We start from the raw sequence: 22701 nt of genomic DNA, 5'->3' as shown, positions 1-22701 counted from the left end.
CACATCATCTGGCGAGGGGCTTGCCCCCGCGCCACAGTCTGTTTACTGGATGATCAGGTTATTGAACAACAGATCGTCAACCATCGGCTTGCCGGTCTCGTCATTCATCACTTGCTGGGTCTGCTTCAAGGCTTCCTGACGCAACTTCTCTTTCGCTTCGACGTTGTTCATGGCTTCAGTGGTCTGCTGAGAAAACAGCGCCACCAGCTGATTGCGGATCAACGGCTCATTGGCCTTCACAGCCTTGATGGCTTCCTCACCGGATACCCGCAACGCCACGTCAGCCTTGTAGACCTTGAGCTTCGGGGTGCCATCCAACCCGTAGTTACCCACGAACGGTGGGGTCAGGCTGATATAGCTGACTTTCGGTGCTTCGCCTTCTTTGGCTTCTTCGGCCATCGCTGCCACAGGCAGAGACAGGGCCAGCATCAACATGATCCACGCTTTCACAATTCGCTCCTCATCCGGTTTGCGGCCTAGCATAACCACCCGCAGCCCAAGCACAAAGCTTATGGCCGCCTATCAGGCTCGGGCATGCTCATTGACCCGTTGACTCTCACACCTACACTTATCGGCCATCACTCCCAAAGGAATAGCCCTGATGAAAGCAGTGCTGTGCAAAGCCTTCGGCCCTGCCGAATCGCTGGTGCTGGAAGAAGTCGCGAGCCCTGTCGCCAAGAAGAACGAAATCCTGCTGGACGTGCATGCCGCCGGGGTGAACTTCCCGGACACGCTGATCATCGAGGGTAAATACCAGTTCAAGCCGCCCTTCCCGTTTTCGCCGGGCGCTGAAGCGGCAGGAGTGGTGAGCGCGGTGGGCGAAAAAGTCAGCCATCTCAAGGTCGGTGACCGGGTCATGGCACTGACCGGATGGGGCAGTTTTGCCGAGCAAGTCGCGGTGCCGGGCTACAACGTACTGCCCATCCCGCCGTCCATGGACTTCAACACCGCCGCCGCCTTCAGCATGACCTATGGCACCTCGATGCATGCGCTGAAACAGCGCGGCAACCTGCAACCGGGGGAAACTCTGCTGGTGCTCGGCGCTTCGGGTGGTGTCGGCCTGGCCGCCGTGGAAATCGGTAAAGCCATGGGTGCCCGGGTCATCGCTGCCGCCAGCAGCGCCGAGAAACTCGCGGTGGCCAAGGCTGCCGGCGCCGATGAGCTGATCAACTACAGCGAAGCCAACCTCAAGGACGAAATCAAGCGCCTGACCGACGGCAACGGCGCCGACGTGATCTATGACCCGGTGGGTGGCGACCTGTTCGACCAGGCGATCCGCGCCATTGCCTGGAACGGCCGACTGCTGGTGGTCGGCTTCGCCAGCGGACGCATCCCGGAACTGCCGGTAAACCTCGCCTTGCTTAAGGGTGCAGCCGTACTCGGGGTGTTCTGGGGCTCCTTCGCCCAACGCCAGCCGCAAGACAACGCCGCAAACTTCCAGCAACTGTTTGGCTGGTTCGCCGAAGGCAAGCTCAAGCCGCTGGTGTCGCAGGTTTACCCGCTGGCTCAGGCTGCCAATGCCATCAATGATCTGGGCCAGCGCAAGGCCGTTGGAAAGGTGGTGGTGCGGGTACGCTGAACAAAACTCCCTGCTACGCTTCGAGTCTGTTTACCCAACACAGGACGGAGGATGAGCATGATGCTGCGCAAGCTGTTATTGAGTCTGGCGGTCTTGCCTGCACTGTTGATTTCAATGCAGACATCGGCAAATCAGAATAACAAGGAGGTTCCGGGTTTGAAAAATGTCACCGTGCTGATCGTCCGGCACGCGGAAAAACCCGATCAGGGCATGGGACTCAGCCCTCGTGGCCAGCAGCGCGCCGAGGCTTATGCGCACTATTTCAACCCGCTGCAACTGGGCAGCAAGAACCTGGTTCCGCAACGACTTATCGCCACCAGCGACAGCAAGTCCAGCGCGCGACCACGACTGACCCTGACACCGCTGTCCCAGCGTCTGCACCTTCCGATCGAGCAACCGTATGCCGATGAGGAAGTCGACAAGCTGGTCAAATCGCTGGGCAAGAACAACCAGGCACCGGTCGTATTGATTGCCTGGCATCACGGGCATATCGACAATTTGATCGAAGCGTTCGGTGGCGATGGCCAAGCGTTGACCGGGCAGAAATCCTGGCCGGAGGATGTGTATGACTGGCTGATCGTATTGCGCTTCGATGACCAGGGGAGTTTGGTCGAATCCCACAGCAAGAAGATCCAGGAACATCTGCTGCCTGGAGATGGCAGCTGATTATCGGGGTGGCACAAGCAAGTCGCCCGTCAGGGTCGTAAAGCGCTCGCTTAATGCGCCGCTGATTTACAACGCTTGAGTCGCGCCTCCAGATTCCGGTCTGGCATGGCGTGGCTGCGCAGGGCGTGTGCGGTCTGCTCGACATAATCGCGAGTGGTGCCGTAACGCCCGCAAGCGCTTTCGAACACCTGGCTCAGCACATGGTCCGGCAAGTTACCGGCATAGCTGGGCAGGTGCCGCTCCAAAACAAACCCCAACGCCTGAACCTTGCTACCGTCTTCCAGCCGGCAATTGAGCCAGTGCGGGCGATAAGACGGCACCGGCATTTCGCGCTGCCACAAGGCAAACAGCGAGGCTTCCAATTGCTCCTCCGGCAACCGATAGGCAAAGCCGCTGCAAGAACCACCACGATCCAGACCAAACACCAGTCCCGGCATTTCCGGCGTACCGCGGTGTTCGTGGGACCACAGGTACAAGCCGCGATGGTAACCGTGCACACGTCCGCGTACCCGCTCGACGGCTGTGCATTCCGGGCGCCAGATCAATGAACCGTAAGCGAATAACCAGACCGGCCCGCCCTTGTGCCGGGCCATGGTCGCCTGCATCGAGCTGAGCAATTGTTCGTGAGTCAGCTGCGCGCCCAGATCGAGCCGCGGAGGGTAAGCCAGATTCAAACAAGCAGATTCAATGGCGGTCATGGCAAAGGGTGTTCAGTCCCACAAGTATTACAGGATGTAAGCAAGATTAATGTCATAGAACATATAGCAGTAAAACTAAAACGAAAAGTGCTAAAGGACGTATGACCCTTCTATATCAAGGACTGCGCCAATGAAGGAGCCTGATATATAGCCTAATACTCTTTGGGAAATATCTTAAATACCCGAATGAAATATGCATAAGCCTTGCGGCCGTTCAGAATCAACCGTCATTTAACGGATCTTTCTGACGTATTCGTCTGATACCCTGCCGCCCCTTCTTTGAATGCAGGCGTATAGCAGCCTCCACAGGCGCAAGCCGAATGACCAATAGAGGTCGCAAGATGAAAAACCTGAAAATGTACGGTCTGCTGTTGCTGGCACTGGCCACCCCGGCGCTGGCAGTCGAAAGCCCGACTCAAGCAGACAAGGGTTTCTGGTACCTGCAAGGTAGCCTCTACACCAAACACTATTCGCCAGACCCCGATCACAATAACAATCAGGACCTGATCGGCCTTGAACGCAATGAAGCATCCGGTTGGTTGTTTGGTGCAGTGACTTTTCGTAACTCGTTCAGTCAGCGCTCGTATTACGCCTATGCGGGGAAGCGTTACGAGAGCGCCGACTATCCGGTGTATATAAAGCTGACCGGTGGATTACTCCAGGGTTACAGCGGCGAGTACAAGGACAAGATTGCGCTCAACCACTTCGGCGTAGCGCCCGTGATCATTCCATCACTGGGCGCTCATTATGGCCCGGTCGCCGCCGAGCTGGTTCTGCTCGGCTTTAACGCCGCCATGATCACCACCGGCGTGCGCTTTTAGGCAGGGTCGCTTGCTTGTGGCCGGGGTGCGTAGGCGAAGACATCAGCGCGCATCTGGTGCGCGTCCATCCCGGCGTTGACCAAGGCGTCCAGCGTGCCGTAAACCATCGCTGGCGAACCGCTCGCATACACATGCAGGGATTTCAGGTCGGGGAAATCCTCGCAAACCGCCTCATGCAGCATGCCGCAACGCCCTTCCCATCCGCACAGATCGCTGACGACCTTGTGCAGGAACAGGTTGGGCAGCTTCAGCCATTCATCCCAATGTTCGATCTGATAGAAGTCTTCCGGCCGCCGCACACCCCAGTACAGGTGTACCGGATGCTTGAAGCCCTTGGCCCGGCAATGCTCGATCAGGCTGTGGATCTGCCCCATGCCGGTACCCGCCGCCATCAACACCAGCGGACAGTCAGGCAACTCGGCCAGATGCGTATCGCCGAAGGGCATTTCGATGCGGACCATGCGATTGCGCTGCAACTGCTCGATCAGGCTGAGCGCGCTGGCTTCGCGCGCCAGCACATGCAGTTCCAGATCTCGTCCTGAATGCGGCGCAGAGGCCAGCGAGAAGGCGGATTTCTCGCCATTCTCGCGCTCGAGCAGCAGGTACTGTCCGGCGTGATAGCGCGGCGGCTTGCCCGCCGGTGCCCGCAGTCGAACCCGCCAGGTATCACCGCCAACGTCTACGCATTCAGTGACCTGACACGACAGGCTGCGCACCGGTAGTTCTCCCAGCGCAAGGACGCCATCCCACAATACGATGCAGTCTTCCAGCGGCTCTGCTATGCAAGTGTAGAACTCGCCGTGATCGCGCACATCGCCGGTCTGTCTGACCCGACCTTCGACCAGCAACGCCGCGCAAACGTGGCAGTTGCCATTACGACAGCTTTGCGGGCACTCATAGCCCAGGCGCCGCGCCCCATCGAGAATCCGCTCGCCGGGCAGTATCTCAAGCACTGCTCCGGACGGCTGCAAGGTTACACGCATCAATCTATTCCTAACTGATTCCAGATGGCATCGATCCGGCGTGTCACCGCCTCATCCTTGACGATTACCCGGCCCCACTCACGGGTGGTTTCGCCGGGCCATTTATGCGTGGCATCGAGCCCCATCTTCGACCCCAGGCCGGATATCGGCGAGGCGAAGTCGAGGTAGTCGATCGGCGTGTTATCGATCATCACCGTATCGCGCTTGGGGTCCATGCGCGTGGTAATGGCCCAGATCACGTCGTTCCAGTCGCGGGCGTTGATATCGTCGTCAGTGACGATAACGAACTTGGTGTACATGAACTGTCGCAAAAACGACCAGACACCGAGCATTACCCGCTTGGCATGGCCGGGGTACTGCTTTTTCATGGTCACGACGGCCATGCGGTACGAGCAGCCTTCGGGCGGCAAGTAGAAGTCGGTGATCTCCGGGAACTGCTTTTGCAGGATCGGTACGAACACTTCATTCAGCGCCACACCGAGAATCGCCGGCTCATCCGGTGGACGGCCGGTATAGGTGCTGTGGTAGATCGGCTTGATGCGGTGCGTGATGCGCTCGACGGTGAATACCGGGAAGCTGTCGACTTCGTTGTAATAACCGGTGTGGTCGCCGTACGGACCTTCATCGGCCATTTCGCCTGGATGAATCACACCTTCAAGGATGATCTCGGCGGTGGCCGGCACTTGCAGGTCGTTGCCACGGCACTTCACAAGCTCCGTGCGGTTACCGCGCAACAGGCCGGCAAAGGCGTACTCGGACAGGCTGTCCGGCACCGGCGTTACCGCGCCAAGAATGGTGGCAGGGTCGGCTCCCAGCGCCACCGACACCGGGAATGGCTGGCCCGGATGCTTTTCGCACCACTCGCGATAGTCCAGCGCGCCGCCACGATGGCTCAACCAGCGCATGATGACTTTGTTGCGGCCAATCACCTGCTGGCGATAGATGCCGAGGTTCTGGCGATCCTTGTTCGGACCTTTGGTGACCGTCAGGCCCCAGGTGATCAGCGGGCCGACGTCGCCGGGCCAGCAGGTCTGCACTGGCAGCATTGCCAGGTCGACGTCGTCGCCTTCGATGACCACTTCCTGGCAGACCGCGTCCTTGACGACTTTCGGCGCCATGGCAATGATTTTGCGGAAGATCGGCAGCTTGGACCAGGCGTCTTTCAGGCCCTTTGGCGGCTCGGGCTCTTTGAGAAAGGCCAGCAGCTTGCCGATCTCGCGCAGTTCGCTGACAGCTTCGGCGCCCATGCCCAGAGCCACGCGCTCAGGCGTACCAAACAGGTTGCCGAGCACGGGGATGTCATAACCGGTGGGGTTTTCGAACAGCAGCGCCGGGCCTTTGGCCCGCAAGGTGCGATCGCAGACCTCGGTCATTTCCAGCACTGGTGACACCGGAACCTGGATGCGCTTGAGTTCGCCGCGCTGTTCCAGGCCGCTGATAAAGTCGCGCAAGTCGCGATACTGCATGCGTTAGCCTCGTTTTGGCCATGGCGTTCGGGGGCATGAGTTTAGCCTCGAACCCACCCGTTCAGAAGAGCGACCTGGCAATTCATCAAAGGTCAGATAGCAAAAAGCCGGGTTTCCCCGGCTTTTTTGATCTTCCGCGATTTACTTGCGTTTCATCGACAGGAAGAACTCATCGTTGGTCTTGGTCTGTTTCAGCTTGTCGACCAGGAACTCGATGGCAGCGACTTCATCCATAGGATGCAGCAGCTTGCGCAGGATCCACATGCGCTGCAGCTCGTCGTCGGCAGTCAGCAACTCTTCGCGGCGGGTGCCGGAGCGGTTGATGTTGATGGCCGGGAAGACGCGCTTTTCAGCGATCTTGCGATCCAGAGGCAGCTCCATGTTGCCGGTGCCTTTGAATTCTTCGTAGATCACTTCGTCCATCTTCGAGCCGGTTTCAACCAGCGCGGTAGCGATGATGGTCAGCGAGCCGCCTTCTTCGATGTTCCGTGCTGCACCGAAGAAACGCTTTGGTTTCTCCAGGGCGTGGGCATCGACACCACCGGTGAGGACCTTGCCGGAGCTCGGGATCACGGTGTTGTAGGCACGCGCCAGACGGGTGATGGAGTCGAGCAGAATGACCACATCTTTCTTGTGTTCAACCAGGCGCTTGGCCTTCTCGATCACCATTTCGGCAACCTGCACGTGGCGGGTTGGCGGCTCGTCGAACGTCGAGGCAACCACTTCGCCGCGCACGGTGCGCTGCATTTCGGTTACTTCTTCCGGGCGTTCGTCGATCAGCAGCACGATCAGATGAACTTCAGGGTTGTTACGCGCGATGTTGGCAGCGATGTTCTGCAGCATGATCGTCTTGCCCGCTTTTGGCGGAGCAACGATCAGACCGCGCTGGCCTTTACCGATCGGGGCGCACAGGTCGATGACACGACCGGTGAGGTCTTCGGTGGAACCGTTACCGGCTTCCATCTTCATGCGCACGGTCGGGAACAGCGGGGTCAGGTTCTCGAAGAGAATCTTGTTTTTCGCGTTCTCGGGACGATCGTAGTTGATCGTGTCGACCTTGAGCAGTGCGAAATAACGCTCGCCTTCCTTTGGAGGACGGATCTTGCCAACGATGGTGTCACCGGTGCGCAAGTTGAAGCGACGGATCTGGCTCGGCGAGACGTAGATATCGTCTGGACCGGCAAGATAGGAGGCGTCTGCAGAGCGGAGAAAGCCGAAACCGTCCTGGAGAATCTCCAGCACGCCATCACCGGAGATTTCCTCGCCGCTTTTCGCGTGCTTTTTCAGCAAGGAGAAAATCACATCCTGCTTGCGCGAACGGGCCATATTTTCTATGCCCATCTGTTCGGCCAATTCGAGCAGTTCGGTAATCGGCTTTTGCTTGAGTTCAGTCAGATTCATATAGGAATGACGTAATCATTTATGGAGGGGGGGGAAATTAAGCTTTTGGCTTAATGAGGCCGCGCCGCAGAGAAGGCGACAGGATCGCGTACTTATTCGAAAAGGAGAGCGTCGGCGACGGCTTGCAGGGGGCGCTGGAGAAACCAGTGCGGGGCCGAATGTAACACCTGAGTTTCGGAGCGTCTAGCCCTGAATAACGAAAAAGCCCCGCTATTTGCGGGGCTTTTGGGATGACGCTTGCAACGACGCTTAAATGTTGGCGTCGAGGAAGGCAGCCAGTTGCGACTTCGACAGCGCGCCGACCTTGGTCGCTTCGACGTTGCCGTTCTTGAACAGCATCAGGGTCGGGATACCACGCACGCCGTGCTTGGCCGGGGTTTCCTGGTTTTCGTCGATGTTCAGCTTGGCAACGGTCAGTTTGCCTTTGTAGGTTTCAGCGATTTCGTCCAGAACCGGAGCGATCATCTTGCATGGGCCACACCACTCAGCCCAGTAGTCGACCAGTACAGCACCTTCGGCCTTGAGTACGTCAGCTTCGAAGCTAGCGTCGCTAACGTGTTTGATAAGATCGCTGCTCATGGAAGTCTCCAGGTTGTAAGCAAAAAAACGTGGCCCATCATAGCCGCCCTTCCCTCGTTCAGGAAGCCGCGAATGATTGAGTCTCGCTATGGTGGTGCATGAGTTTGGGTATAGCTCAAGTCACGCCGTGGCGGGGGTCACGAAGGAAATTCCAGTGCGCAGGGCCGCGTTGCGCACGTGCTCCTGCATGGCTTTCTGCGCAGCCCCCGAAGCCCGGCGGGCCAGCGCGCGAAGGATCTTGCGGTGTTCCTGCCAGGTTTCCATGGCCCGTTCGGCCCGGATAAACGGTAGTTTCTGGCTCTCCAAAAAGAGCTCGGCACTCGCCGTCAGAATGCTCAACATCGCCTGATTACCGCTGGCCAGCAGGATTCGCCGATGAAATTCGAAATCCAGCCGCGCCGCCGCGTCGAAGTCTCCGGCGCGCAACTCGTCGCGCATCGCTGCAACGTTATCTTCAAGGGCATCGAGCTCATCGGCGCTCAACGTCACCGCCGCCAACCCCGCCGCAAAACCTTCCAGGGCATAGCGCAGTTGAAAGATATCCACCGGCGAGGCTTGAGCCGCGAACGGCCAACTCACTCCCGACATTGCCGGGGATGGCTCGACAGCCTGCACGAACACCCCCTTGCCTGGCTGCACGCTGATCACTCCCAAGGCACTCAAGGATGACAACGCCTCACGCAGCGACGCCCGGCTCACGCCCAATTGCAGTGCCAGATCACGCTGCGAAGGCAGCACGTCCCCCGGACCGAAACCCTGTTCGGCAATCAGTTTACGGATGGCGTGCAGCGCCACTTCAGGTACGGCGCGGGAGATTGAATTCATGGTTTTTTCAGACGAGCCAGACCAGTGAGCGGCCAGTTGTAAAGCTAATCGCCGAGTCAGGCAAGTCGTGCCCCACAGGGGTTCGGGCGCTTTGGTCGATGCCCGATCAAGGTGCGAAAAGACCAGCAACTGTTCAGACCAGTAAGACCGATAAACGCCAGTAAATTCGTGGCTCTGCAGGCATTTCGCCGGAGGTTGGCATGGGCTGTGCTCTGTCGATTCGCAGAAATCACTTGCCGAATCCGGAGATTTGCCATGACCCAGCGTTGCAGCGCCCTGCTCACTGCCCTGTTCGCCAGCCTGATGCTCTGTCAGCTCCCCGCCCATGCCGACGGCCTGGAGGATGTGGTCAAGCGCGGCACGCTCAAGGTCGCCGTGCCTCAGGACTTCCCGCCGTTCGGCTCGGTGGGTCCCGACATGAAACCCCGTGGCCTGGACATCGACACCGCTGCGCTTGTGGCCGACCAGCTCAAGGTCAAACTCGAACTGACGCCGGTCAACAGCACCAACCGCATCCCATTCCTGACCACCGGCAAGGTCGACCTGGTGATCTCCAGCCTCGGCAAAAACCCTGAGCGCGAGAAGGTCATCGACTTCTCCCGTGCCTATGCGCCCTTCTATCTCGCGGTGTTCGGCCCGCCAGACGTCGCCATCAACGGCCTGGATGACCTCAAGGGTAAAACCGTCAGCGTCACCCGTGGCGCCATCGAAGACATCGAGTTGACTGCCGTAGCGCCGCAAGGCGTGACCATCAAGCGCTTCGAAGACAACAACTCGACCGTCGCCGCCTACCTCGCAGGGCAAGTCGACCTGATCGCCAGCGGCAACGTGGTGATGGTGACCATCAGTGAGCGCAACCCGAAACGCATTCCAGCGCTGAAAGTGAAGCTCAAGGACTCGCCGGTCTATGTCGGCGTGAACAAGAACGAGCCGGCGCTGCTGGACAAGGTCAACCAGATCCTTGCCACCGCCAGGACCGACGGCAGCCTGGAGAAAAACGCCCAAACCTGGCTCAAGCAGCCACTGCCGGCCGATCTCTGATCGTCGCGACGGCGCTTAATCGAGGAAACTGTCCATGGCCTATCAGTTCGACTTTTTACCGGTGGCGCACAACACCGACCTGTTGCTGCGCGGTGCGCTGTTCACCCTTGAGCTGACGGCCATTGGCGCACTGCTCGGGGTGAGCCTGGGGATTGTCGGCGCCGTGGTGCGGGCGTGGAACATCCGTCCGTTTGCCGGGATTTTCGGGGTTTACGTCGAGTTGATCCGCAATACACCGTTTCTGGTGCAACTGTTCTTCATTTTCTTCGGCTTGCCGTCGCTGGGCCTGCACATCTCCGAATGGCAGGCCGCAGTGCTGGCGATGGTGATCAACCTCGGCGCCTATTCGACGGAAATCATTCGCGCGGGCATTCAAGCGATCCCGCGTGACCAGCTGGAAGCCGCGGCGGCGTTGGCGATGAGCCGCCTCGAAGCGTTCCGCCATGTGGTGCTGCTGCCGGCGCTGGGCAAGGTCTGGCCGGCCCTGAGCAGCCAGATCATCATCGTCATGCTCGGTTCGGCGGTGTGCTCGCAGATCGCCACGGAAGAACTGAGTTTTGCCGCCAACTTCATTCAGTCGCGCAACTTTCGCGCCTTCGAAACCTACGCCCTGACCACGCTGGTCTACCTGTGCATGGCCTTGCTGATTCGCCAGTTGCTGGGCTGGATTGGCCGACGTTATCTTAAAAAAAGCAGCGCGAGGAACGGCCAATGAGCGATTTCACCTTCTGGGACATCGTCCGCAACCTGCTCACCGGACTGCAATGGACCCTGGCGCTGTCGTTGGTGGCGTTTATCGGTGGCGGGCTGATCGGCTTGCTGATCATGACCCTGCGTATCTCGAAAAACGCCCTGCCACGAGGTTTCGCCCGCACCTACATCGAACTGTTCCAGGGCACCCCGCTGTTGATGCAACTGTTTCTGGTGTTTTTCGGCGTAGCGCTGCTGGGAATCGAGATTTCGCCGTGGCTGGCGGCAGCGATTGCGTTGACGCTGTTTACCAGCGCTTACCTGGCGGAGATCTGGCGCGGCTGCGTCGACTCGATCGCCAACGGTCAGTGGGAAGCGTCGGCGAGCCTGGCGCTCAATCCCTTTGAACAGCTGCGCTACGTGATCCTGCCGCAAGCCCTGCGCATTGCCGTGGCACCGACCGTGGGCTTCTCGGTGCAGGTGGTCAAGGGCACCGCGGTGACCTCGATCATCGGCTTCACCGAACTCACCAAAACCGGCGGCATGCTCGCCAACGCAACCTTCGAACCCTTCATGGTCTACGGCCTCGTGGCGCTCGGTTACTTCCTGCTCTGCTACCCGTTGTCCCTCAGTGCCCGCTACCTGGAAAGGAGACTGCATGCCTCTGCTTAGAATTTCCGCTCTGCATAAATATTACGGTGATCACCATGTGCTCAGAGGCATCGACCTGAGCATTGATGAGGGCCAGGTGGTGGCGATCATCGGTCGCAGCGGCTCGGGGAAATCGACCCTGCTGCGTACCTTGAACGGCCTGGAGTCGATCAACGACGGGGTGATCGAAGTCGACGGCGAATACCTCGACGCCGCCCGCGCCGACCTGCGCAGCCTGCGGCAGAAGGTCGGCATGGTGTTCCAGCAATTCAATCTGTTCCCGCACCTGACGGTGGGCGAAAACGTCATGCTCGCGCCGCAAGTGGTGCAGAAAGTCTCCAAGACCAAAGCCGCCGGGCTGGCGCGACAGATGCTGGAGCGGGTCGGGCTCGCGGAGAAATTCGATGCGTTCCCGGATCGATTGTCCGGCGGCCAGCAACAGCGTGTTGCGATTGCCCGCGCTTTGGCGATGTCGCCGAAAGTGCTGCTGTGCGACGAAATCACCTCGGCGCTCGACCCGGAGCTGGTCAATGAGGTACTGAGCGTGGTCCGGCAACTGGCCAGGGACGGGATGACGCTGATCATGGTCACCCACGAAATGCGCTTCGCCCGGGAGGTTGGGGACAAACTGGTGTTCATGCATCAGGGCAAGGTGCACGAGGTGGGCGATCCGAAAGTATTGTTTGCCAATCCGAAGACGGCAGAGCTGGCGAATTTCATTGGCACCGTTGAGGCGACTGCCTGAGATATCTGTGGCGAGGGGGCTTGTCGGACCACCGCACCGCCCCGTTCGGCGGCGAAGCCGTCGTAAAAAGTCCGGTAGGTTCTTTCTGACGGAGCTCGTGGCCAGTATTGGGGACTACTGCGTAGTCCAACGGGGGCAAGCCCCCTCGCCACAGGAGTTGTGCTGGATCAAGGCTTTAATCACTGCGCGTTGGCGGCAGCGGTTGATCGTGGCAGGATGTCGAGGTTATCGACCGAGACCCCCTCACCATGCCTCAATCCCAAGCCAAGAATCTGTCCCTGATCGCCGCTATCGACCTGGGCTCGAACAGCTTCCATATGGTCGTGGCCAAGGCCATCCACAATGAAATCCGTATTCTCGAGCGGCTTGGCGAGAAGGTTCAGTTGGCCGCGGGGATCGACGAAGAGCGCCAACTCACCGAAGAATCCATGCAGCGCGGGCTCGATTGCCTGAAGCGCTTTGCCCAACTGATCAACGGCATGCCACCGGGCGCCGTGCGGATCGTTGGCACCAACGCCCTGCGTGAGGCGCGCAACCGCGGCGAATTCATCCGTCGCGCCGAAGAAATCCTCGGCCACCCGGTAGAAGTCATCTCCGGTCGTGAAGAAGCCCGCCTGATCTACCTTGGCGTCTCCCACACCCTCGCCGACACACCGGGCAAGCGTCTGGTGGCCGACATCGGCGGCGGCAGTACCGAGTTCATCATCGGCCAGCGCTTCGAGCCGCTGCTGCGCGAAAGCCTGCAAATGGGCTGCGTCAGCTACACCCAGCGCTATTTCCGCGACGGCAAGATCACCCCGGCCCGTTACGCCCAGGCCTACACGGCGGCGCGGCTGGAGATCATGAGCATCGAGCACGCCCTGCATCGCCTGACCTGGGATGAAGCCATCGGCTCCTCGGGCACCATCCGTGCCATCGGTCTGGCGCTGAAGGCGGGCGGCCACGGGGCTGGAGAGGTCAATGCCGAAGGCCTGTCCTGGCTCAAGCGCAGGCTGATCAAACTCGGCGACATCGAAAAAATCGATTTCGAAGGCATCAAACCGGATCGCCGGGCGATCTTCCCGGCCGGCCTGGCGATTCTCGAAGCAATCTTCGACGCACTCGAATTGCAACGCATGGATCACTGTGAAGGCGCTCTGCGTGAAGGCGTGCTCTATGACCTACTGGGCCGTCATCACCACGAAGACGTCCGCGAGCGCACCCTCAGCTCGCTCATGGAGCGTTACCACGTCGACGTGGAACAGGCCGACCGTGTCGAACGCAAAGCGCTACACGCGTTCGACCAGGTGGCCGATGACTGGGACCTGAATGACGGCGTCTGGCGTGACTTGCTGGGCTGGGCGGCCAAGGTCCACGAAATCGGGCTGGATATCGCCCACTATCAATTCCACAAACACGGTGCCTACCTGATCGAACACTCCGATCTGGCCGGTTTTTCCCGTGAAGACCAACTGATGCTGGCGCTACTGGTACGCGGCCACCGCCGCAACATTCCCAAGGACAGGTTTGCCGAGTTCGGCGATGACGGCATCAAGCTGATTCGCCTCTGCGTGCTGCTGCGCTTCGCGATTCTGTTCCATCACATCCGCGGCACCCAAAAGATGCCGCAGGTCACGTTGCAGGCTAACGGCGATACCCTGGATGTGCTGTTCCCGGAGAACTGGCTGGACGAAAACCAGCTGACCCAGGCCGACTTCGCGCTGGAAGCGGAATGGCTGACCCGCGTTAACTTCGTGCTTAACGTTCGCTGAAAACAAAAGGGCGATCCTTACGGATCGCCCTTTTGCATCATGCTGCTCCCTCTCCTGCGTTAACTCACACTCAGAATCGGGCTACCCAAACGCTCCAGCAAGGTTGCCTGGGCGCTACGCGGGTTCTGGTTGCCGGTCGGTGTGTTGCGGATGTAACGGCCGTCCGGCTGCAGGCTCCAGCTATGGGTGTTATCGGTGAGGTAAAGCTCCAGCTCTTTCTTGACCCGGGTAATCAACTTCTTGCCTTCCACCGGGAAGCACGTCTCGACGCGTTTATCGAGGTTGCGCTCCATCCAGTCGGCACTCGACAGGAACATCTGCTCTTCACCGCCGTTGAGGAAGTAGAAGACCCGCGTGTGTTCCAGAAAGCGACCGATGATCGAGCGCACGTGGATGTTGTGCGAAACCCCGGCGATACCCGGTCGCAGGCAGCACATGCCGCGTATCACCAGATCAATCCGCACCCCCGACTGGCTGGCTTTGTACAGCGCGCGGATGACCTTCGGATCGGTCAGCGAGTTGAACTTGGCGATGATGTGCGCCGGTTTGCCGTCGAGGGCGAACTGGGTTTCCCGGGCAATCATGTCGAGCATGCCCTTCTTCAGCGTGAACGGCGCGTGCAGCAGTTTCTTCATGCGCAGGGTTTTACCCATGCCGATCAACTGACTGAACAGTTTACCGACGTCTTCGCACAAGGCGTCGTCGGAGGTCAGCAGGCTGTAGTCGGTGTACAGGCGGGCGTTGGCGGCGTGGTAGTTGCCGGTGCCCAAGTGGGCGTAACGGACAATCTCACCGGCCTCGCGACGCAGGATCAGCATCATCTTGGCGTGGGTCTTGAAGCCCACCACGCCGTAGATCACCACCGCGCCGGCGGCTTGCAGACGGCTGGCCAGTTGCAGGTTGGACTCTTCGTCGAACCGCGCGCGCAATTCGATCACCGCGGTGACTTCCTTGCCGTTACGCGCTGCGTCGACCAGGGCATCGACAATCTCCGAGTTGGCGCCGCTGCGGTAAAGGGTCTGACGGACCGCCAACACGTGCGGGTCCTTGGCCGCCTGACGCAGCAAGTCGACCACCGGGGTGAAGGACTCGAACGGGTGCAGCAGCAGAATGTCCTGCTTGCTGATCACGCTGAAAATGTTCTCGCTGTTCTGCAGCAGCTTCGGGATCTGCGGGGTGAACGGCGTGTATTGCAGTTCCGGGTGACTGTCCAGACCGGTGATGCTGAACAGCCGCGTCAGGTTGACCGGACCGTTGACCTGATACAGTTCGTTCTCGCTCAGGTTGAACTGCTTGAGCAGGTAGTCGGACAGGTGTTTCGGGCAGGTGTCCGCGACTTCCAGACGCACCGCGTCACCGTAGCGACGGGAGAACAGCTCACCGCGCAGAGCGCGGGCCAGGTCTTCGACGTCTTCGGTGTCGACCGCCAGGTCCGCGTTTCGGGTCAGGCGGAACTGGTAGCAACCCTTGACCTTCATGCCCTGGAACAGGTCGTCGGCGTGAGCGTGGATCATCGACGACAGGAACACATAGTTGTCACCCGTGCCTCCGACCTCTTCCGGCACCTTGATCACACGCGGCAGCAAACGCGGTGCCGGGATGATCGCCAGACCGGAATCGCGACCGAACGCATCGATACCTTCGAGCTCGACGATGAAGTTCAGGCTCTTGTTCACCAGCAATGGGAACGGGTGCGTCGGGTCGAGACCGATCGGGGTGATGATCGGCGCGATCTCGTCGCGGAAATAGCGGCGCACCCAGGTCTTGAGTTTGGTGGTCCAGTAGCGGCGACGGATGAAGCGGACCTGATGTTTTTCCAGTTCCGGCAACAGGATGTCGTTGAGGATCGCGTATTGGCGATCGACGTGGCCGTGTACCAGATCGCTGATACGCGCCAGCGCCTGATGCGGTTGCAAGCCGTCGGCACCGGCTTGTTCACGGGCGAAGGTGATCTGTTTCTTGAGCCCGGCAACACGAATCTCGAAAAACTCATCCAGGTTGCTGGAAAAGATCAGCAGAAATTTCAGCCGTTCCAGCAACGGATAGGACTCATCCAGCGCCTGCTCCAGCACGCGGATGTTGAACTGCAGTTGCGACAGTTCGCGATGGATGTACAGGCTGCTGTCATCCAGGCCTGGAATCGCGACTGCCGGCGCCGCCGGTGCCACTTCGGCTACTACCACCGCGGGTGGGGCAGGCTCCAGCGCAGGCTCGATTTCGACGACAGGCTCAACCAGCGGCTGAGCTTCTTTTACGGCAACTTCAGTGAGTCCTTCGGTATTCATCGGATGTTCCTGGGAGGGCTATTGTTGCTCTCGTAACAATTGAGCGGCACGCACGGCAAAGTAAGTCAGGATGCCATCGGCTCCAGCACGTTTAAAAGCGGTCAGGGATTCGAGAATAACCCCTTCGCTCAACCAGCCATTCTGGATCGCTGCCATGTGCATCGCGTATTCACCGCTGACCTGATAGACAAAGGTCGGCACTTTAAATTCTTCTTTGACCCGGTAAAGGATGTCCAGGTATGGCATGCCTGGCTTGACCATGACCATATCCGCGCCTTCTGACAAGTCCGCCGCCACTTCGTGCAGGGCTTCGTTGCCGTTGGCCGGGTCCATTTGATAGGACGCCTTGTTGGCCTTGCCCAGGTTCAGCGCCGAACCCACCGCATCGCGGAACGGACCGTAATAGGCGCTGGCGTACTTGGCCGAGTAAGCCATGATCCGCACGTTGACGTGACCGGCCAGCTCCAGCGCTTCACGGATCGCCTGGATGCGGCCGTCCATCATGTCCGACGGAGCCACCACCTGCGCACCGGCAGCGGCATGGGACAAGGCCTGCTTGACCAGCGCATCGACGGTGACGTCGTTCTGCACATAACCTTCTTCATCCAGAATACCGTCCTGACCGTGGGTGGTGAACGGGTCCAGCGCTACGTCGGTAATCACCCCCAGCTCAGGGAAGCGTGCACGCAGGGCGCGGGTGGCGCGCTGGGCGATACCCTCCGGGTTCCACGCCTGCGCAGCGTCGAGGGATTTGAGTTCGGCCGGGGTCACCGGGAACAACGCCACGGCAGGAATGCCCAGCTCGACCCACCGGGCCGCTTCTTCGAGCAACAGGTCGATGGTCAGACGCTCGACACCCGGCATCGAGGCAACTGCTTCGCGACGGTTTTCACCGTCGAGCACAAAGACCGGAAGAATCAGGTCATTGGTGGTCAAGACGTTTTCACGGACCAGACGGCGAGAAAATTCATCACGACGGTTGCGACGCAGGCGGGTTGCAGGAAACAAACGGTTGGCGGGGGTAAAGCTCACGACAGACTCCTGAGCCCGCGCTGGCAGGCGAGCGTGACAGTTATAAGCGGCCATTATGACCAACACATTACAGTTATGTGCACCCCTGCGACCTGTAGTCGCAACCATTGTCCTTGTAGGAAATGTTCACGTCGAGACACATTTCGACACTTTCCTGAATGTGCCTGAAGGGTTAGGCTGCGCGTTCATTTCGCCAGCACCCAGACAATGCTCCAACAATTTCTGCATGACTTCGGCTACTTTGCCCTTTTCCTCGGCACGTTCTTCGAAGGCGAAACCATACTGGTACTCGCAGGCTTCCTCGCGTTCCGTGGATACATGGACATCAACCTGGTGGTAATCGTGGCGTTCTTCGGTAGCTACGCCGGCGATCAGCTGTGGTACTTCCTGGGGCGCAAGCACGGCCGCAAACTGCTGGCGCGCAAACCACGCTGGCAACTGATGGGTGATCGGGCGCTGGAGCATATCCGCAAGCACCCGGATATCTGGGTGCTGAGCTTTCGCTTCGTCTACGGCCTGCGCACGGTGATGCCCGTGGCTATCGGCCTGTCGGGTTATCCGCCAGTACGCTACCTGATACTCAATGGTATTGGTGCGGCGATCTGGGCCAGTGCCCTGGCGGCTGCCGCTTACCACTTTGGCGCGGTGCTCGAAGGCATGCTCGGCAGCGTCAAGAAGTACGAGCTGTGGGTACTGGGCGCCCTGCTGGTGCTGGGTTTCTGCCTGTGGCTGCGCCGGCGCTTCAAGAATGCTCGCCTTGCCAAGCAGATCTACGAAGACGAACAGGTCCTGCAAGCCGAAAAGGCCAAGAGCAGCGAGCCTACGACACCAGTCGAGTAATGCGGTTTCTGCAACAGTAGAGACCGATGCCGCTGAGCAGGCTGTAACTGAGCAGGCCGACCCAACCCACCGCGCTGGCCGGCCATAGCCCGACCAGCGGCGCCAGCCAGACCAGCGGCAGGTTCAGCGCCAGCCGCAGCAACTCCAGCCTCAACGCCTGCGGGCGATTCTCCAGGGCCACGCCCAGCACAAACAAACCCAGCGCCACCGCCCCCCAGCCCAACACCAGGGCCGCGGTCGGCAAGCTTCGTTCCAGATTCATCAGGTAGCTGCCCAGCGCGATGTACAGGCAAAACTGCAGCGCGATATAGACCTGCTGCCGTCCGTCCAGCGGTACCTCGAACTTGCGGAACTGACTCAGGTCCGGCTTGTTCATCGGGTACTTCGCCACCACGTCTGCGGGCCGCCAGCCGGTGCGCATGAACCAGATACGCAGCTTGTCCCACCAGCGCTCGGCGCGTCGTGCATCGGCCCATAACTGCGCATAGAACTGCACATTCGCCCACAATGGGTTCCAGCTCGCCAACGGTGTGGTCACGCCAAAAATCACCGGTTCGTTGTCGTCCTCTTCCTGGAACGAGCCGAACAGCCGGTCCCAGATAATGAACACCCCTCCGTAGTTACGATCCATGTAGAGCGCGTTCTGCGCATGGTGAGCCCGATGGTTGGAGGGCGTGACGAAGAACCATTCGAACCGGCCGAGCTTGGGAATGTGTTTGGTGTGGACCCAGAATTGGTACAGCAGATTCAGCGCCGCGACGCTGACGAACACCATTAGCGGCACGCCGAGCACCGCCATCGGCAGGTAGAAAATCCAGCTCAGCAGGAACCCGGTGCTGGTCTGGCGCAACGCCGTGGAGAGGTTGTAGTCCTCGCTTTGATGGTGCACCGAATGCGCCGCCCAGAGGATGTTGCGCTCATGCCCTAAGCGGTGCAGCCAGTAGTAGCAAAAGTCATAGGCAACAAAGGCGAACACCCAGACCCAAACGCTCTCGGCCGACAGCTCGAACAACGCCAGATGCTTGAGGGCAAACGCGTACGTCACCAGCCCCACACCTTTGGTCAAGAGGCCGGTCGTGGTCGACAGCACACCGGTGCTGAGGCTGTTGATCGCATCGGCCAGACGATAATGACTCACCCCGCGCCAACGATCCGCCAGCAGCTCGACGGCAATCAACACAAAGAAAAACGGCACCGCATACAGAATGAAGTCCATGACGCGACCTGATCGCAATGGTGATGGCTGATCCTAGGTGTAGCCGTGAAATAACCCTATGGCAACGAGTGACAAATTAGTGGACATTTAACGCCATGAATCTGGAGAAGAACCCATGAGCAAAAAAGTTGCAGTGATACTTTCCGGCTGTGGCGTGTATGACGGCGCCGAGATCCATGAAAGCGTGATTACCCTGCTGCGCCTCGACCAACGCGGTGCACAGGTGCAATGTTTCGCCCCTGATATCGCGCAATTGCATGTGGTCAACCACCTGACGGGCGAAGAAGTGCCCGAGTCGCGCAACGTGCTGGTGGAGTCGGCGCGCATCGCCCGCGGGCAAGTGAAAGACCTGCGTGAAGCCAACGCCGAAGACTTCGATGCGCTGATCGTGCCCGGGGGTTTTGGTGCTGCCAAGAACTTGTCCAACTTCGCCATCGAAGGCGCCGGTTGCAGCATTCAGCCAGAAGTTCTGGCGCTGGCCGAAGCCTTTGCCGAAGCCGGCAAACCGGTTGGCCTGATCTGCATCTCGCCGGCGTTGGCGGCGAAAATCTACGGCCCGGGCGTGACCTGCACCATCGGCAACGACGCCGACACCGCCGCCGCCATGACCCGAATGGGCGCGACCCATGTCGATTGCGCCGTGGGCGATATCATCGAAGACAAGGCACGCAAACTGGTCAGCACCCCGGCCTACATGCTGGCGCAGTCGATCAGCGAAGCCGCTTCAGGGATCAACAAGCTGGTGGACCGCGTCCTCGAACTGACTCACGAGAACACGTAAACCTTCTCTGACGGTCGAGAGCTTTGTGGCGAGGGGGCTTGCCCCCGTTGGGGCGCGAAGCGGCCCTAATACCGGCAACCGCGATTTCTCAGGATGATTGCGTTGGGCGGCTTTACGACTGCTTCGCAGCCGAACGGGGCGGTGCGGCGTTCCGACAAGCCCCCTCGCCACAGAACGGTGTGCTGATCAGGGTTTTCGGGATAGCCGAGTGATGATCCGGTCCAGCGCATTGGCGAACGCCTGCTTCTCGCGATCACCAAACGGCGCTGGACCACCGCCCATCTGGCCCTGCTCACGCAGGTCGGTGAACAGGTTACGCACCGCCAGCCGATCACCCATGTTCTGCGCATCGAACTCCTTGCCCCGCGGATCCAGCGCCGCGACGCCTTTCTTCACCAGGCGGTCGGCCAGCGGCACATCGCTGCAAATCACCAGCTCACCCGGTACTGCGTGCTCCACCAGGTAATCGTCGGCCGCGTCCGGGCCGCTCGGCACCACGATAAGCTTAACCAGCGCCAGGCCCGGCTTGATCTGCGGCTGCCCGGCCACCATCACCACTTCGAACTGGCGCTTGAGGGCGAACTTCACCACCAGGTCCTTGGCCGCCCGAGGGCAGGCGTCGGCATCGATCCAGACACGCATTGCGTTTACCTCTTCCAAAAAGCCTGCTCGCGATTGTGAGCGCAGCGAATGCTGCTAAGAAGCCTGCACCCGCTGCTTCTCCGCCATGCGACTACGGCTATACAGCACGACAATCGCCAGAATCGCCACCGCCTGCGCACCCAGCGAATAGGCGTCAGCGTGAATCCCCAGCCAGTCGAAGTCAAAGAATGGCACCGGACGAGTGCCAAAGATCCCGGCCTCCTGCAAGGCCTTGATGCCATGCCCGGCGAACACCACCGACAACGCGCAGAGCAAACCGGCGTTGATCCCGAAGAACAGCGCCAGCGGCAGTTTCGCCGAACCGCGCAGGATCACCCAGGCCAGACCGATCAGCAGCACCAGCGCCGTGGCGCCACCCGCCAGTACCGCGTTATGCCCGGCCGGGCCGGCTTGCAGCCACAGGGTTTCGTAAAACAGCACCACTTCGAACAGCTCGCGGTAGACCGAGAAAAACGCCAGCGCCGCAAAACCGAAACGCCCGCCGCCGCTGACCAGGCTGCTCTTGATGTAATCCTGCCAGGCCGCCGCGTGACGACGGTCATGCATCCAGACCCCGAGCCAGAGCACCATGACACTGGCGAACAGCGCGGTGCAGCCTTCCAGCAGCTCGCGCTGGGCACCGCTGACATCGATCACGTACGCCGCCAGCGCCCAAGTCGCCAGACCCGCCACCAGCGCCAATCCCCACCCGATGTTGACGCTGCGAATCACCGACTGCTGACCGGTGTTGCGCAAGAACGCCAGAACCGCAGCCAATACCAGAATCGCTTCCAGCCCTTCGCGCAACAGAATCAGCAGGCCGGAGACATAGCTCAGCGACCAGCTCAAACCATCGCTGCCCAGCAGGTCTGCAGATTCTTTCAACTTGGTCTTGGCAAACGCCAGCCGTTGCTCGACTTGCTCGATCGGCAGCCCGTCCTGCAACGACTGACGGTAAGCCATCAGGGATTTTTCAGTGTCTTTGCGCACTACGGTGTTGACGTTGTCCAGCGAGCTTTCGACCAGTTCGAAGCCCTCCAGATACGCCGCTACCGAGAGGTCATAAGCCTGCTCGCGCTCGCCGGCACGGTACGCGGCCAGGCTCTTGTCGAGGGTCGCGGCGGTGTAATCGAGCAACTGCGCCGGGCCACGCTTGACCTGCGGCGGTTGGGCGCGCTGGGCGCGGAACGTAGCGGCTGCCTGAGGGCCTTCGGCCGCCAGCACTTCCACCGGGGTCTGTCGGGCGAGGTCGGCGAGGTTGAAGTTCTTTTCACTTTTAGCCGCAGCCGGATCGGCGCTGAACGCGGCGATGAACGTCGCCAGATCCCAGCGCTGACGCTCGTCGAGTTGATCGGCGAAGGCCGGCATGTCTGTGCCTTCGATACCCTGCCCCAACGTGCTGTAGATCGCATACAGGCTCAGGCGGTCGAGCCGCGTGGCATCGCGCAGATTGGCCGGCTGCGGTGTCAGGCCAACACCTGCAGGACCATCACCGGCACCGGCGTCGCCATGGCACACCGAGCAGTGTTGCGCGTACAACGGCGCACCCCGCGTAGGGTCCGGGGTAATGATCGGTGCCTGGCTGACTTCATAGGCCACCGCCAGTTTCGCGCCCAGTTGCCGCGCCAGACGGGCCACCTCCGTGCCGTCCTGACGCTGGGTCACCGCGTTACGCAGATGGCTCACGCCCTGTTCAAGCTCGGCGCGCTCGGGTTTGGCCGGCAGCGCAACGATCAGCCCCTGCAAGACGCCGAGAAACTCCAGCTGTTCGCGGTATTCGCCATCATCAATGACCTGGCCCGCCTCCACGGTCGCCGGATAATCGGCACCAATGTAATCGAGCAAATGCAGTGCCTGTGGCGCACCTTCCACCGTGTCCGCCAGCAGGTTGAAACTGCACAGGGCAAACAAAGGGAACACCAGCCAGGCCAGGAAACGGGACGGGGCAGTCATGAATGAATCTCAATTGATAATACGAAGTAACACATTGTTCACTCTCAATGCTTTCC

At 60.0% G+C, this 22701-nt stretch carries 22 protein-coding genes; 10 read left to right on the top strand and 12 right to left on the bottom strand.

The features are described from left to right. Positions 1–42: 42 nt before the first annotated feature. On the bottom strand, positions 43–450 hold the full coding sequence (locus HK44_RS23695; protein WP_019694188.1) for a flagellar basal body-associated protein FliL: 408 nt from the start codon (positions 448–450) through the stop codon (positions 43–45). A gap of 151 nt (positions 451–601) precedes the next feature. On the opposite strand from HK44_RS23695, the gene HK44_RS23690 reads away from it, so the two are divergent. After that, on the top strand, positions 602–1579 hold the full coding sequence (locus HK44_RS23690) for an NADPH:quinone oxidoreductase family protein (RefSeq protein WP_019694189.1): 978 nt from the start codon (positions 602–604) through the stop codon (positions 1577–1579). Positions 1580–1630: 51 nt separating this feature from the next. After that, positions 1631–2245 (top strand): hypothetical protein, encoded by a 615-nt coding sequence (locus tag HK44_RS23685; RefSeq protein WP_019694190.1) that lies wholly within the window; start codon positions 1631–1633, stop codon positions 2243–2245. A 50-nt stretch (positions 2246–2295) separates the two neighbouring features. Here HK44_RS23685 and HK44_RS23680 read toward each other — a convergent pair whose 3' ends face one another. Next, entirely contained in the window at positions 2296–2943 is a 648-nt protein-coding gene (locus tag HK44_RS23680; RefSeq protein WP_019694191.1) for a gamma-glutamylcyclotransferase, read from the bottom strand. Between the two features lie 341 nt (positions 2944–3284). On the opposite strand from HK44_RS23680, the gene HK44_RS23675 reads away from it, so the two are divergent. After that, complete coding sequence (locus tag HK44_RS23675; protein ID WP_019694192.1) at positions 3285–3764, top strand: hypothetical protein; 480 nt, start codon at positions 3285–3287, stop codon at positions 3762–3764. On the opposite strand, the gene HK44_RS23670 is transcribed toward HK44_RS23675, so the two are convergent. From HK44_RS23670 to HK44_RS23650, 5 genes are all read right to left on the bottom strand, one after another. Further along, positions 3761–4747, bottom strand: a complete 987-nt coding sequence (locus HK44_RS23670; RefSeq protein WP_019694193.1) for a CDP-6-deoxy-delta-3,4-glucoseen reductase — start codon at positions 4745–4747, stop codon at positions 3761–3763. The two genes, HK44_RS23675 and HK44_RS23670, sit on opposite strands and share 4 nt — an antisense overlap. Further along, complete coding sequence (gene ubiD, locus HK44_RS23665; RefSeq protein WP_019694194.1) at positions 4747–6213, bottom strand: 4-hydroxy-3-polyprenylbenzoate decarboxylase; 1467 nt, start codon at positions 6211–6213, stop codon at positions 4747–4749. Before ubiD ends, HK44_RS23670 begins: the two co-directional genes overlap by 1 nt. A gap of 141 nt (positions 6214–6354) precedes the next feature. Then, positions 6355–7614, bottom strand: coding sequence for a transcription termination factor Rho (gene rho / locus HK44_RS23660; protein WP_019694195.1), 1260 nt, complete (start codon positions 7612–7614; stop codon positions 6355–6357). Between the two features lie 249 nt (positions 7615–7863). Beyond that, a complete protein-coding gene (gene trxA, locus HK44_RS23655) occupies positions 7864–8193 on the bottom strand; it encodes a thioredoxin TrxA (protein WP_003206727.1) in 330 nt (109 codons plus the stop codon). A 120-nt stretch (positions 8194–8313) separates the two neighbouring features. Beyond that, the gene (locus HK44_RS23650; RefSeq protein WP_019694197.1) at positions 8314–9018 is read right to left on the bottom strand and encodes a FadR/GntR family transcriptional regulator; all 705 of its coding nucleotides are present in this window, start codon (positions 9016–9018) and stop codon (positions 8314–8316) included. Positions 9019–9273: 255 nt separating this feature from the next. On the opposite strand from HK44_RS23650, the gene HK44_RS23645 reads away from it, so the two are divergent. The 5 genes from HK44_RS23645 (at position 9274) to ppx (ending at position 13896) form a co-directional block, all read left to right on the top strand. Beyond that, positions 9274–10059 carry a transporter substrate-binding domain-containing protein gene (locus tag HK44_RS23645; RefSeq protein ID WP_019694198.1) on the top strand — a complete coding sequence of 262 codons (786 nt, stop codon included), beginning with the start codon at positions 9274–9276 and terminating at the stop codon, positions 10057–10059. A gap of 34 nt (positions 10060–10093) precedes the next feature. Beyond that, the gene (locus tag HK44_RS23640; protein WP_019694199.1) at positions 10094–10774 is read left to right on the top strand and encodes an amino acid ABC transporter permease; all 681 of its coding nucleotides are present in this window, start codon (positions 10094–10096) and stop codon (positions 10772–10774) included. Next, a complete protein-coding gene (locus HK44_RS23635) occupies positions 10771–11421 on the top strand; it encodes an amino acid ABC transporter permease (RefSeq protein ID WP_019694200.1) in 651 nt (216 codons plus the stop codon). Before HK44_RS23640 ends, HK44_RS23635 begins: the two co-directional genes overlap by 4 nt. After that, entirely contained in the window at positions 11408–12145 is a 738-nt protein-coding gene (locus tag HK44_RS23630; RefSeq protein ID WP_019694201.1) for an amino acid ABC transporter ATP-binding protein, read from the top strand. Before HK44_RS23635 ends, HK44_RS23630 begins: the two co-directional genes overlap by 14 nt. Positions 12146–12393: 248 nt before the next feature. Next, complete coding sequence (gene ppx, locus HK44_RS23625; RefSeq protein WP_019694202.1) at positions 12394–13896, top strand: exopolyphosphatase; 1503 nt, start codon at positions 12394–12396, stop codon at positions 13894–13896. A 59-nt stretch (positions 13897–13955) separates the two neighbouring features. On the opposite strand, the gene ppk1 is transcribed toward ppx, so the two are convergent. Together ppk1 and hemB are read right to left on the bottom strand one after the other, a co-directional pair. Further along, entirely contained in the window at positions 13956–16181 is a 2226-nt protein-coding gene (ppk1, locus tag HK44_RS23620; protein ID WP_019694203.1) for a polyphosphate kinase 1, read from the bottom strand. Between the two features lie 18 nt (positions 16182–16199). After that, positions 16200–17213: a porphobilinogen synthase gene (hemB, locus tag HK44_RS23615; RefSeq protein ID WP_019694204.1), complete on the bottom strand. Its 1014-nt coding sequence runs from the start codon at positions 17211–17213 to the stop codon at positions 16200–16202. Positions 17214–17420: 207 nt separating this feature from the next. Here hemB and HK44_RS23610 point away from each other — a divergent pair, with 207 nt between their 5' ends. Continuing rightward, positions 17421–18053, top strand: a complete 633-nt coding sequence (locus HK44_RS23610; RefSeq protein WP_019694205.1) for a DedA family protein — start codon at positions 17421–17423, stop codon at positions 18051–18053. Here HK44_RS23610 and HK44_RS23605 read toward each other — a convergent pair. Beyond that, entirely contained in the window at positions 18034–19269 is a 1236-nt protein-coding gene (locus HK44_RS23605) for a sterol desaturase family protein (protein WP_019694206.1), read from the bottom strand. The two genes, HK44_RS23610 and HK44_RS23605, sit on opposite strands and share 20 nt — an antisense overlap. Before the next feature lie 115 nt (positions 19270–19384). Here HK44_RS23605 and elbB point away from each other — a divergent pair, with 115 nt between their 5' ends. After that, complete coding sequence (gene elbB / locus HK44_RS23600; protein WP_019694207.1) at positions 19385–20050, top strand: isoprenoid biosynthesis glyoxalase ElbB; 666 nt, start codon at positions 19385–19387, stop codon at positions 20048–20050. 186 nt (positions 20051–20236) lie between these two features. Here the strand turns inward: elbB and HK44_RS23595 are convergent, their stop codons facing one another. Both HK44_RS23595 and HK44_RS23590 read right to left on the bottom strand, forming a co-directional pair. Continuing rightward, positions 20237–20692, bottom strand: a complete 456-nt coding sequence (locus HK44_RS23595; protein WP_019694208.1) for a YaiI/YqxD family protein — start codon at positions 20690–20692, stop codon at positions 20237–20239. A gap of 54 nt (positions 20693–20746) precedes the next feature. Further along, the gene (locus tag HK44_RS23590; protein ID WP_019694209.1) at positions 20747–22645 is read right to left on the bottom strand and encodes an FTR1 family protein; all 1899 of its coding nucleotides are present in this window, start codon (positions 22643–22645) and stop codon (positions 20747–20749) included. Positions 22646–22701 lie beyond the last annotated feature (56 nt).

Origin of the sequence: Pseudomonas fluorescens HK44, assembly GCF_000217955.3 — a bacterium.
Classification (GTDB): domain Bacteria; phylum Pseudomonadota; class Gammaproteobacteria; order Pseudomonadales; family Pseudomonadaceae; genus Aquipseudomonas; species Aquipseudomonas fluorescens_AQ.
The sequence above is the reverse complement of the archived record's forward strand: the minus strand, read 5'-3'. Positions and strand labels throughout refer to the sequence as shown.